The 12,761-nt window shown below is 68.6% G+C and carries 8 protein-coding genes; 6 read left to right on the top strand and 2 right to left on the bottom strand.

Annotated elements, in window-relative coordinates; all coding sequences use genetic code 11:
- Positions 1 to 126 precede the first annotated feature (126 nt).
- The 6 genes from acs to DDE10_RS15940 all read left to right on the top strand — a co-directional run bounded on the left by acs (position 127) and on the right by DDE10_RS15940 (position 11,008).
- The gene (gene acs / locus DDE10_RS15915) at positions 127 to 2,064 is read left to right on the top strand and encodes an acetate--CoA ligase (protein WP_114953774.1); all 1,938 of its coding nucleotides are present in this window, start codon (positions 127 to 129) and stop codon (positions 2,062 to 2,064) included.
- Between the two features lie 5 nt (positions 2,065 to 2,069).
- On the top strand, positions 2,070 to 3,023 hold the full coding sequence (locus DDE10_RS15920; RefSeq protein WP_114953775.1) for a glucokinase: 954 nt from the start codon (positions 2,070 to 2,072) through the stop codon (positions 3,021 to 3,023).
- A gap of 88 nt (positions 3,024 to 3,111) precedes the next feature.
- Positions 3,112 to 3,594: an RNA polymerase sigma factor gene (locus tag DDE10_RS15925; RefSeq protein WP_114953776.1), complete on the top strand. Its 483-nt coding sequence runs from the start codon at positions 3,112 to 3,114 to the stop codon at positions 3,592 to 3,594.
- On the top strand, positions 3,591 to 4,553 hold the full coding sequence (locus tag DDE10_RS15930) for a FecR family protein (RefSeq protein ID WP_162806665.1): 963 nt from the start codon (positions 3,591 to 3,593) through the stop codon (positions 4,551 to 4,553). Before DDE10_RS15925 ends, DDE10_RS15930 begins: the two co-directional genes overlap by 4 nt.
- Positions 4,554 to 4,793: 240 nt before the next feature.
- Positions 4,794 to 8,240 (top strand): TonB-dependent receptor, encoded by a 3,447-nt coding sequence (locus tag DDE10_RS15935; RefSeq protein WP_162806666.1) that lies wholly within the window; start codon positions 4,794 to 4,796, stop codon positions 8,238 to 8,240.
- 41 nt (positions 8,241 to 8,281) lie between these two features.
- A complete protein-coding gene (locus DDE10_RS15940; protein WP_114953779.1) occupies positions 8,282 to 11,008 on the top strand; it encodes a M16 family metallopeptidase in 2,727 nt (908 codons plus the stop codon).
- A gap of 316 nt (positions 11,009 to 11,324) precedes the next feature.
- On the opposite strand, the gene DDE10_RS15945 is transcribed toward DDE10_RS15940, so the two are convergent.
- Both DDE10_RS15945 and DDE10_RS15950 read right to left on the bottom strand, forming a co-directional pair.
- Positions 11,325 to 11,582, bottom strand: coding sequence for a hypothetical protein (locus DDE10_RS15945; protein ID WP_114953780.1), 258 nt, complete (start codon positions 11,580 to 11,582; stop codon positions 11,325 to 11,327).
- 207 nt (positions 11,583 to 11,789) lie between these two features.
- On the bottom strand, positions 11,790 to 12,407 hold the full coding sequence (locus DDE10_RS15950) for a class I SAM-dependent methyltransferase (RefSeq protein WP_162806667.1): 618 nt from the start codon (positions 12,405 to 12,407) through the stop codon (positions 11,790 to 11,792).
- Between the last annotated feature and the right edge of the window lie 354 nt (positions 12,408 to 12,761).

Raw genomic sequence — 12,761 nt, forward strand, 5'->3', positions numbered from 1 at the left:
GCCGGCCGGGAGCCCAGCAAGGGGGGCCGCTCGGGGGCTAGCCGCCCCCTCCGTCCCCTCCCCGTCTGGCCTCATCCGTCCGCTGCCGCTAATGGAACGCCCAAACAGAAGAGGCGTAGAGGATAGATGGTCGAACGCATCCCGCCGCCGCCGAGCGCGGTCTCCGGCACCCACTGCACGTCCGAGCAATATGCGGCGATGTACCGCCGCTCGCTTGAGGATCCGGACGGTTTCTGGGCGGAGCAGGCGGAGCGGATCGACTGGGTGAAGCCGCCGACCCGCATTTCCAACTGGTCGTTCGATCCGGTCGACATCAGATGGTATGAGGACGGGATCCTCAACCTCTGCCACAATTGCGTCGACCGCCATCTCGAGGCGCGGTCGGGCGAGACCGCCATCGTCTGGGAAGGCGACGCCCCCGGCCATGTGCGCACGCTCACTTATGGCGAGCTCTATGCCGAGGTCGTGCGCATGGCGAATTGCCTGAAGGCGCTCGGCGCGGGCAAGGGCGACCGCGTCACCCTCTACATGCCGATGATCCCGGAGGCGGCGGTGGCGATGCTCGCCTGCGCCCGCATCGGCGCGGTTCACAGCGTCGTCTTCGGCGGCTTCTCGCCGGACGCGCTGCACGGGCGGATCGAGGATTGCGCCAGCCGCTTCGTCATCTGCGCCGACGGCGGCCGGCGCGCCGGCAAGACGATCCCGCTCAAGGCGAATGTCGACGCGGCCCTGTCCAGGGGCGCCGAGGTCGATGCCGTCATCGTCGTGCGCCACCTCGGCAACGATATCGAGATGCAGGCCGGGCGCGACCATTGGTATGACGAGATCGGCGAGACGGTGCCGGACAGCTGCCCGTGCGAGGCGATGAACGCCGAGGATCCCCTGTTCATCCTCTACACGTCGGGATCCACCGGCAAGCCCAAGGGCGTGCTCCACACCACCGGCGGCTATGCCGTCTGGACCGCCGCCACCTTCCATTACGTCTTCGACTATCGGCCGGGCGAGATCTTCTGGTGCACCGCCGACGTCGGCTGGGTCACCGGGCACTCCTATGTCGTCTATGGCCCGCTCGCCAACGGCGCGACCAGCCTGATGTTCGAAGGCGTTCCCAACCATCCCGACAACAGCCGTTTCTGGGAGGTCGTCGAGCGGCACCGGGTCAACATCTTCTACACCGCGCCGACGGCGATCCGAGCGCTGATGCGGGAGGGCGAGGCGCCGGTGCGCAAGCACGACCGCTCGTCGCTCCGGCTGCTCGGATCGGTCGGCGAGCCGATCAACCCCGAAGCATGGCTCTGGTACTGGCGGACGGTCGGCGAGGAGAGGTGCCCGGTGGTCGACACATGGTGGCAGACCGAGACCGGCGGCATCATGATCACCACACTGCCCGGCGCCCATGACATGAAGCCGGGCTCGGCCGGTCGGCCCTTCTTCGGGATCGTGCCGGAGCTCGTCGACGCCGATGGCGGCGAGCTCACCGGCGCGACGTCGGGCAATCTGTGCATCGCCCGCTCCTGGCCGGGGCAGATGCGCTCGGTCTATGGCGACCATGAAAGGTTCGTGCAGACCTATTTCAGCCATTATCGCGGCAAGTATTTCACCGGCGACGGCTGCCGCCGCGACGAGGACGGCTATTACTGGATCACGGGCCGGGTCGACGACGTGCTCAATATCTCGGGCCACCGGCTCGGCACCGCCGAGATCGAGTCGGCGCTGGTCAGCCACGACGCCGTCGCCGAGGCGGCCGTCGTCGGCTACCCGCACGATATCAAGGGTCAGGGCATCTATTGCTACGTCACCCTGATCGTCGGTCATGAGCCGAGCGAGGCGCTGGAGACCGAATTGCGCCAGCACGTTCGGCGCGAGATCGGCCCGATCGCCAGCCCCGACCATATCCATTTCACGCCGGCGCTGCCCAAGACCCGGTCGGGCAAGATCATGCGCCGGATCCTGCGCAAGATCGCGGAGAACGATTATGGCTCGCTCGGCGACACCTCCACGCTCGCCGATCCCTCGCTGGTCGACGATCTGATCGCCGGCCGGCGCAACCGCCAGGTCGGGTGAGCGGCATGCAGATCGTCACGGCGGACATCGGCGGGACCAATGCCCGCTTCGCCATCGCCGAGCTGCGCCCGGGCGAATGTCCGCGGATCGGCGACATCCACAAATATCCGGCCGAGGCCCATGACGGCCTCCCGTCCGCCTGGGAGCAGTTCGAGCGCGATCTCGGCCGCGCCCCGCCCAAGGCGGCGGCGATCGCCGTCGCGACCGGGCTGGGCGAGGACCTGTTGCGCTTCGCCAACAGCGCCTGGGTGATCGACCGGCGCAGCATCGCCGGCGAGCTCGGCCTCGACCGGATGCTGCTGCTCAACGATTTCGGCGCGATGGCGCATGGCGTCAGCGTCCTTCCCGAGAATGACATGGCGCATCTGCTCGGTCCCGAAGGGCCGCTTCCAGGCGAGGGAGTGACGACGGTGATCGGCCCGGGAACCGGGCTCGGCGTCGCCATGATCATGCGGCGCGGCGGCCATATCCACATCCTCGAGACGGAAGGCGCGCATATGGGCTTCGCCCCGCTCGACGAGGAGGAGGAGCGGATCGAGCATGAGCTGCGGCTCCGCTACGGACGCTGCTCCATCGAGCGCGTCGTTTCCGGGCCTGGCCTGCTCGACGTCTACCAGGCGCTGGGCGGGCGAAGCTACGAGGACGACATCCCGCTCTGGACGGCGGCGCTGGCCGGCAACGATCCCGCCGCCCGCGACGCGCTCGAGCGGCTGGTCAAGGCGTTCGGTTCGGCCGCGGGCGACCTCGCCCTCGCCCACGGATCGAATGCGGTGGTGATCAGCAGCGGACTGTCGCGGCGGATGGCGGGCCATCTCAGGACAAGGCTCTTCGGCGGCCGGTTCATCGCCAAGGGCCGCTATCGCCGGCGGATGGAGGCGATGCCGGTGAAGCTGGTGCTGCACGAGGAGACCGGGCTGCTCGGCGCAGCCGTCGCGTATCAGCGCGAAGAAGCGGTCTGACCCTCATGCCCGGAGAGCCCAGAATGTCCGGACCATCGCCTTGTCCGGTTCGGGGCCTTGGCGCGTCTAAGGGGTGAGGGAGACGTGAATGGCGACGCCGGGGCTTGCCCAGATGCTGTCCAAGGCCCGCCGCCTGCTGCTCCGGCGCGGTGCGTCCGAGGAGGATGCGGACGAGCTGGTCCAGGAAGCCTTCCTCAGGATCGAGCGATATGAACGATCGCATCCGGCGCGATCGAAGGAGGCCCTGCTGGTGACCGCCGCCGTCAATCTCGCCGTCGACCGCGCCCGGCGGCGCGCCCGCGCGCCCTTCGTCGAGGCGAACGACATCCACGCCATCGCCGATTGCTCGCCGGATGCGGCCCATGTCCTGGAGCAGCGGGCGCGGCTGCGGCGCGCAGCCGAGGGCATCGCCCAGCTGCCGGAGCGGACACGGAACATCCTGCTCAAGCGCCGGCTCGAGAATCTGAGCTACAAGGAGATTGCCGAGGCGGAGGGCCTCTCCGTCTCGGCGGTCGAGAAGCAGGTCGCCCGTGCGACCCTGCGACTGATGGAATGGATGGAGGGATGGTGAGCCGCGCCCCCTCCCCCCGCCGCCTGGCCGACGCGGATGCGGCCGCCTGGATCGCACGCCTCAACTCGGAGAGCCGCGACGGGACCACCGAGGCCGCGCTGCGGGCGTGGCTGGATTCCAGCGCCGACAATCGCGACGCCTTCGAACGCGCCACCGAGATCTGGGGGCTGGTCCCCGGCGCCGCCATCGCCGCGGGCGAAGCGCCGGCTCGGGCGCACGAGCGGCGCGCACCCCGCATCCGCGGCGCGGTGCTCGCGCTTGCCGCGTCGCTGCTGCTGATCCTCGCGGCCGGATCCAGCCTGTGGCTGCTGGCCGGCCGCGCCGGACACTATTCGACCAGCCGCGGCGAGCAGGAGATGGCGACGCTCGAGGACGGATCGAGGATCTCGCTCAACACCGACACGTCGCTGAGCGTGCGCTACGAGGGCAGCGAGCGACGGGTGCGGCTCGACCATGGCGAGGCCATGTTCGAAGTCGCCCCCGACCGGAGCCGGCCCTTCATCGTCGAAGCGGGCGGCAAGCAGGTGCGCGCGCTTGGCACCAGCTTCATCGTCCGCCGCGACGGCAGTGAGGTCGCCGTGGTGCTCATCGAGGGCCGGGTTGCCGTCGAGGGTGCGGAGCCGGCGGCCGCGCGCGCCGCTCCGGTCGTCCTGGCGCCGGGCGAGCGACTGAGGGCCGAGAATGAGCGTTTCGCCGGGATCGACCGGCCGTCGATTGAGGCGGCCACCGCCTGGCGCCGCGGCCAGGCGGTCTTCGACGACGCATCGCTCGCCGACGCCGTGGCCGAGGTGAACCGCTACGGCGGACCGACCATCGTCATCGCCGATCCGCGGGTGGCGTCGCTGCGTGTCTCGGGCGTGTTCGCGACCAACGACAGCGGCGAATTCGCGCAGGCGGTGGCGACTTTGCATGGGCTGAGCATAGAGCAGCGCGACGGGGAGCTGCGGATCGGAAGGTAGGGCCATCGCTTTCCCCTGCCTGCACGCAGGGAGGGGTTAGGGGTGGGTCTGTCTCCGCCGGCAGTGCGTCTCCGTTTGCGCACTCACCCCCGGCCCCTGCCTGCGTGCAGGGAGGGGAGAGACGGCAGTAGCGGCCGCATACGCCCGTGACATTTTCGTGTCGGACCCGTGTCGGATTTCCCCTCGACCGGCGTCTAACAAGATGAAGGCCGCATGAACGACGGCCAAGGGGGGCATGGCATGGACATCAGATTAGCGCTCTTCGCATCGGCGGCCGTCGCCGCGATGTCGGTTCCCGCCGCCGCGCAGGCGCAGGCGAGCTATGAGTTCAACCTGCCTGAGCAGCCACTGGCCGAATCGCTTCGGGCTGTGGCGTCCCGGACCCAGTCCAACATCGTCTTCTCCGACAGCCTCGTCCGCGGTCGCCCCGCGCCGGCGCTTCGCGGCAGCTACGACGCCGCCGGCGCTTATCGGCTTTTGCTGCGCGGCTCGGGCCTGACCCTTCGCGTCACCGACGGCGGCTCCTACGTCGTCGTCGGCGGCGATGGCGGCGGCCCCTCGGCCGAACCGGCGAGCGGGACCGGCGGCGCCGGCCCTTCCGGATCGATCGCCGGGCGGCTGACCGCGGCCGAGGGCGGGCGCAACTTCGCCGGCGCTCTGGTGCGGATCGAGGAGACCGGGGACACGACCAGCGTCGACGACGAAGGGGCTTTTCGCTTCCCGGCGCTGCCGCCGGGCGACTATACACTGACCGTCTCCTTCATCGGCTACCCGCCGGCCACCCAGAATGTGACGGTGCCCGCCGGCGGGGCGGCCGAGACCGAGCTCGCGCTCGGCGCGACCGGCGGCGGCGACGCAATCATCGTCTACGGCTCGCTCAGCGCCCGCGCCAACGCGTTGAACCTCCAGCGCACTGCGGAGAACAGCGCCGACGTCATCTCGGCCGACGATCTCGGCAACTTCACCGGCACCACCTTCTCCGATGCGCTGCGCCGCGCGCCCGGCGTATCGTTCCAGCGCGACGCGCTGACCGGGGACGGCACCAATATCGTCGTCCGCGGCCTCGAGCCGGACATGAACGCGGTCAAATTGAACGGGCTCAACCTGCCGGTGGGCAACGGCGTCGGCCGATCGGCCGACCTCAGCAACCTGCTCGCCGATTCGGTGAGCCGTATCACCATCCACAAGACCCTGCTGCCGAGCCAGGACAGCGCCGGCACCGGCGGCCTGGTCGAAATCGAGACGCTGTCGCCGCTCCAGCGGCCGCGCCGCTATGCGAACGTCCAGATCGAGGGCGGCCGCGGCACCAACGGGTTCAGCGACGACTTCCTGGTCTCCGGCACGATCGCCGGCACGTTCGGCGCCGACCAGAATATCGGCCTCAGCGCCTCCGTCCAGTATCGCGAGAACAGCGCGCGCACGATCTCCTACAACAGCGTTCTTCGCTACGGGCGCTATCTGCCGCTCGACGCCGACGGGCTGCCGACCTCCGACTCGCTCGAGGACGTCGATCCGCTGCTCACCTTCCCCTTCTTTCCGGACGCGGCCGAGGCTTATCCGACGCGGCTGGAGACCAGCTTCAACCATGTCGAGCAGCAGACGCTCGCGCTCACCTTGTCGGGCGAGTGGCAGGTGGCCGACCACACCAACCTCAAGCTCGACTTCCTCCATTCCGAGACGGAGCGGACGACCTTCTCGCTGACCGACACGTTCGACGCGCTGATCGAATATACCGACCGGCCCGGCGGGCCGGACGGCGCCGAGCTCGGGCTCGATCTCACCCCGGGCAATGCCGCGCTGCGCCGCCAGCAGCAATATTTCTACGACCGGGATGTCCGAATCGTCACCGACAATCTGAGCTTCAACGGCCGCACCAATGTCGGCCGGTTCGAATTCAATTACGTCCTCGGCTATGCCCGCGGCACCGAGCGCCATCCCCGGCAATTCGGGCTCGAGCTTCGATCGCCGGACCGCGACGCCCTCCCCGGCTATTTCCTGCCGGAGGCGACGGACCCGACCGCCGGCTTCATCATCTCGCCTTTCGGCACGCGATCGGGCAACGGCATTCCGCTGCCCCTGCTCAGCCAGGCCGGCTGGGACTTCGTCAACGATCCGAGCCAGTTCGTCATCGAGAATGCCAGCGGCCAGATCGACCTGACGACCGGCGAGAATGACCGCTACACGGCGAGCCTCAGCGCCCGCTGGGACGTCGGCGCTGGCCCGCTGAGCTATATCGAGGCGGGCCTCTATTACGAGCGCACCGAGTTCCGCAGCGACCTCGTCCGATCCCAGCTCGGCGGCGGCACGCCGGTGGGCGCCCTGGGCTTCGATTTCGTGCCCTCCGACCTCACCCGGATCGGCATCGCCGTGCCCGGCTTTGCCGTCATCGGCGAGGACCAGATCGGCGAGTTCGTCGACAATCTCGAATCCTATCTCGGCACCGGCGGACTGACGCTGACCCCGATCGTCCCCCATCCCGACCAGGGCAACCAGCGCACGCGCGAGGAGACGATCGCCGGCTACGTCCAGTCCCGCCTCGAGTTCGGCAAGCTCGAGATCATCGGCGGCGCCCGCGTCAACCGGGTGCGGCTGCGCGCCGACAACCTCATTTTCCCGACCTATATCGGCCCGATCCTGCCGGAGAATGGCGGCGGCATCGGAGTCGACCTCATCTTCCAGAACGCCTTCACCGAGTTGGTGACGCAGGAAGCCACGGTGACCGAGATCCTGCCGCGGATCCTGTTCAACTATCGCGAGAGCGACAATCTGATCTTTCGGGGCGGCTATTACATGTCGGTGGCGCGGCCGGCGATCGGCCTGCTTTCGACCCAGACCCGGATCAGCTTCATCAATTTCCCCATTCCCGGCCCGGAGGGCGTCAAGCCGATCCTGGAGATCGTCACCGGCAATCCCGATCTGCGGCCGGCGACGACCCACAATTTCGACCTCAGCGTCGAGCATTATCACGACCGGATCGGCCTGATGAAGGTGAGCGGCTTCTACAAGCTGATCGACAATCTGCTCCAGTCCACCTCCGTCAACGGGCCGGTCAATCTCGAGCATGTCGTGCTGCCCGACCATCCCTATTTCCAGGGCCCGCCTTATTTCGACCCGGCCAATCCGAGCAGCGCCTTCATCACCGGGCGCAGCCCGATCAACAGCGACGAGCAGGCCTGGATCTGGGGCATCGAGGCCCAGCTCGAGCGCCAGTTCACCTTCCTGCCCGGCGCGCTCAGCGGCCTCGGCATCTATGCCAATTACACCTTCACCGAGAGCTCGCGCACGGAGCGCTACAGCTGGGCCGCGGGCGGCGGCGAGATATTCGAGTTCCGCTCCGTCCCCTTCGCGCTGCAGCCGCGCCATTCGGGGACGGTGGCGCTGACCTACAACAAGTACGGCATCGATGCGACGCTCGCCTACGGCTTCCAGTCGCGCTCGCTGGGCCGGTTCGAGCCGCGCGGCCTCAGCCTGTACCAGGAGGGAGTCCAGACGCTGGACTTCCGCGCCGAATATTATCTGCGGCCGAGCTTCGGGCGGCTTCGCCTCTATGTCGAGGCGTCCGATCTGCTCAACGGCACCGCGGACCCCGACGTCGAGGAGACGTTCGGCGACGACCTGCGCTTCTTCACCCGCGCCACCTATCTGGGCGGCCGGCGGTTCAAGATCGGCCTTTCGGCCACTTTCTGAGCCGGCGGCCGCCGCCCCCTCCCCTCGCAAGGAATACTCACATGAAGCGCCTGACAATTCTGCTCGCGGCCACCGCGATGAGCTTCGCCGCGTCCCCGGCCTTTGCCGCCGATGACGAGGCGCTGGTGCCGTTCGAGCAGTTCACCTTGCCCAACGGGCTTCGCGTCGTCGTCCACGAGGATCACAGCGTGCCGAAGGTGGCGGTCAGCGTCTGGTACCATGTCGGCTCGATGAACGAGCCGGAAGGCCGGTCCGGCTTCGCCCACTTGTTCGAGCATCTGATGTTCAACGGATCCGAGCATCATGACGCCGAATATTTCCCGCCGCTCCAGGAGATCGGCGCCTCGGCGGTCAACGGCGCGACCTCCAACGACCTGACCTTCTATTACGAGGTGGTGCCGACCGGCGGGCTGGAGCGCGTCCTTTTCCTCGAATCCGACCGGATGGGTCATCTGCTCGGCGCCGTCACGCAGGCCAAGCTCGACGAGCAGCGCGGCGTCGTCCAGAACGAGAAGAGGACCTGGGAGAACCAGCCTTATGCGCTGATGCCGCAGATGCGGATGGCGGGCCTGTTCCCGCAGGGGCATCCCTATCGCCACCCGGTGATCGGATCGATGGAGGATCTCGACCGCGCCTCGATCGAGGACGTGCGGGCCTGGTTCGGCCAATATTATGGCGCGGCCAATGCCGTCGTCACCCTGGCCGGCGACGTCAGCGTCGAGCAGGCGCGGCAGCTCGTCACCCGCTATTTCGGATCGATCCCGGCCGGCCCGCCGACGAGCCGCGTCACCCGGTGGGTGCCGGAGCTTCGCGAGGAACGGCGCGAGACGATGATCGACGACGTGCCGCAGGCCGCGGTTTCGCGCAGCTGGGCGGTGCCGGGCCGCGGCACGGCGGAGGCGCCGGCCCTTAGGATGATGGCGCGCGTGCTCGGCTGGGGCCGGACCTCGCGGCTCTACCAGCGGCTGGTCCACGACCTCCAGATCGCGAGCGAGGTTTCCGCCAATTACGAGAGCTACGCCGTCGCCGGCGTCTTCACCGTCGACGCCAAGCTTCGCGACGGGGTCGACCCGGCTGCCGCCGAAGCGGCGATCGACACGGCGCTGGCCGAGTTCCTCGCCGAGGGCCCGACCGAGGCCGAGCTCGAGCGGGCCAAGATGGCCTCCTACGCCGACATGGTCCGCTCCATGGAATCGATCTACGTGCGGGCGATGGCGCTTTCCGACGGCGCCCTGTTCGCCGGCGATCCCGGCCGCTTCGCCGCCGACGAGCGCCGCTTCGCGGCCGTGACGGCCGCCGAGGTCCGCACCGCCGGCGCCGAATGGCTGCGGCGCGGCTCCTACCGCCTGACCGTGCTCCCGCACGGCAATCATTCGGTCACGCCCGACACCGCCGACCGCAGCCGGCTCCCCGATATGGCGGACTCGCCCGGCCTCACCCTCCCGGCGATCGAGGAAGCACGCCTCTCCAACGGCCTGCGCGTCCGCTTCGCCCGGCGGACGGGCGTGCCGACAGTGGACCTGGCAATGACCTTCGACGCCGGCTCCGCCGCCGACCCGGCCGGCCGGCGCGGCCTCGCCGGCTTCACGGTGGGGCTGATGGACGACGGCACGAGCACGCTGACCGGCCAGCAATTCGCCGAGCGCCAGGCGGCGCTGGGCGCACGCATGCACGGCTACGGCGATTCCGACACCACCAGCTTCGCTCTGTCGGCGCTGGCCCGGACCCTGCCGGAATCGATCGCCTTGTGGGCGGACTATATCCGCAATCCCGGCTTCCGGCCCGAGGATCTGGAGCGCGAGCGCGGGCTTGCCTTGGCCTCGCTCACCCAGTCGCTCGCCGACCCGGCATCGATCGCGCAGCGCACCTTCTCCCATCTCGTCTTCGGCGCCGACCATGCCTATGGCACCGCGCTCGCCGGGCGGGCGGAGACGCTGCGCGGCTATTCGCGCGAGGACGCCGAGATCTTCCACGAAAGCTGGATCCGGCCCGACAATGCGATCCTCTACGCCTCGGGCGACGTCGATCTCGACACGCTCGTCGCTGCGCTCGACCGGGCGCTGGGCGACTGGACCCCGCCGGCGCGGCCGCAGCCGCCGAAGAATGTGGCGCCGCTCGAGCCGGCACCGGGCCGCCGCGTCATCCTGGTCGACCGGCCAGGGTCGATCCAGTCGGTCATCCGCGTGGGCCACGTCATGCCCTCGGGGCTCGATCCGCGCGATTTCGAGATCGGCGCGATGAACGAGGTGCTGGGCGGCAACTTCACCTCGCGGCTCAACATGAACCTGCGCGAGGACAAGGGCTGGACCTATGGCGCGAGCAGCTTCGTCGCCGACGCGCGCGGGCCGCAGATGTTCGGCGTCGCCACCAGCGTCCAGACCGACCGCACCGCCGACGCCCTCGTCGAGATCAGGCGGGAGATAGACGGCTTGCGCGGCGAGAGGCCGGCGACGGCCCAGGAGCTCGACCTCGTCCGCCGCGGGCGGATCCTGGCCCTGCCCGGCCAGCTCGAGACCAACAGCGCCCTGGTCGGCTATCTCCAGCATATCGACCGGTTCGAGCGGCCCTACGACTATCTCGCCGGCCTCCCGGAGCGCTACGAGGCGCTCAGGCCCGAGACGATCGGCGCGACGGCAAGGGAGATGATCCGGCCGGAGGCACTGGTGTGGGTGGTGGTCGGCGACCTCAGCCAGGTCGAGGCGGGGATCAGGGCGCTCGAGCTGGGCGCGGTGGAGGTTTGGGACGCGGAGGGGCGGCGCTTGCGCTGAGGACGCTCTGAACCGGGATCAAGGGCCGAGACAGGCCGAAAGCGGCCCGCCTTGCTTCGAGGCGAATGGCAGCGATAGGACCGTCGGCTTCCAACCCCGTGTTTGCCCTGAGACAGCCGCAAAGGGTGCAAAGCGGAAGTCGCGCGATCAGGTCTCCGCTTACGCAATGCAGCGGTAGTCGTCGGGATGGGACCCGCTTCGCCCGGGAATGAACTCGACAGGATCGCCACCACAAACCGTCCTGCTTGCCACTCTCTGGCGAGCAAGCTGGCACCGGACACCCACTGCATCGCGGGCACACCCCGGGCTGCGCGACCTAGCGCCGGGTCCCCTGCTCCTGTCCGTCGAGCGTGTCGGCCAGGCGCCGCAGCGCCTCGCCAATTTCGCGTGCTTGGGGTGCGGTGATATGAAGCTGCAGGCCTGACGACGTGCGTTTGTCGATATCCTCGAGCGTCTCGGCATATTCGAGCCGGACGAGCCCTCCCTCAGGCATGGTCGCCATCGAATAACCCATGAGCGCGGCAATTTTCACCTGACCGCGCTCGTTAAGTTCCCAACTCTCGTCCAACGCCATTCTGGAATTTCCTTTTGGCCACGGCGGCCGTCTAGCCGAAGCTTGTAGGGTTGCAAGCCGCTTCGGCAGCAGTTTCAGGCTGCCGGCCGCTGGCTGAGGGCTTGGTTCACTGGGCCGTAATCGGCTGACCGGTGCGGGCGCTGGGCTTTCGCGGTGGAATGTCGGCAATCGGTCGGAAGCGGGTGCGCCGAAAACGGACCATTGCGGTCATTCAGAGCGGCGGTCGAAGCAGAGCCAGTCCCAAACGACACCGGCGCGCTGGTTCCGGGGTTGAACAGAGCCTGATCGCCGCCGTGCCAACAGGTCGAGGCGATTGTCCTTCGCGGCAGCAACGAGATGGCCCGTGTCGGCCGGGAAGCAGGCACGGTTCGGAGACCCAGGGCCGTGTCGGACGGAGAGTATCACCCGGCCCCCGCGTGAAGCCAAGGATGAAAGGTTGGCGAGTGCAGGCTCGTGCTGTTCTTCGGGAAGATGCTGCCACACCGCGATGCACAGGATTAGATCGAACGTCTCGCCACGTGCCTTGGTTCGCCCCAGGAACGGCAAAGTATCGTCGAGCCATTCGATGTTGTTCTCGTCATGGAGGGCTCGCCCGGCTTGTCGAAGTTCGCTCACCGGCTCGACGGCGAGCACGCGATGCCTCCGCTTCGCCAGCCACGCTGCATCGCGCCCCGTGCCCGCCCCAACGTCCAGCGTCTTGGCCGGCGTCGACGGGACAAGATCCAGCACGGGGGCGAGAACCTCCTCGCTTCGCAGCGCCTCGAAAAGAGGCACCAGCGCGTGTGAATCGGCTGCGTACCCCTGGAATATCGCGTGCTGGTCCATGCGGCAGACGTCTATCACCTTCGCTGTCGAACCACGATCTCGCGCCGCACCTGGAGTTCGTCGACATGGGCGGGCATGGTGTTTCGACCGTGCGGCTGTCGGCGGGCGAGATGAGCACCGAATTCGTCTACATCCCGCGCGCGTCGGCGCCGGAGCCGCGTCGCGACAGCGGGCCGCGGAGGTATCGCGTGGCGCATCGTGCGCCGCTCTGGCGTGCCGGCGAGCGGCCGTGGCTCGAGCAAGACGTGGTCGGGATGCGGGGCTTTCGATCCGAGGCGCTTGTGGTGCGTCCGCCGGGCGGTCGAAGCTCATGCCGGCAGGCCCCTGCGGACTTTGGCGGCTGACGGCATTGCC

This window comes from Sphingosinicella terrae (genome assembly GCF_003347635.1).
Classification (GTDB): Bacteria; Pseudomonadota; Alphaproteobacteria; order Sphingomonadales; family Sphingomonadaceae; genus Allosphingosinicella; species Allosphingosinicella terrae.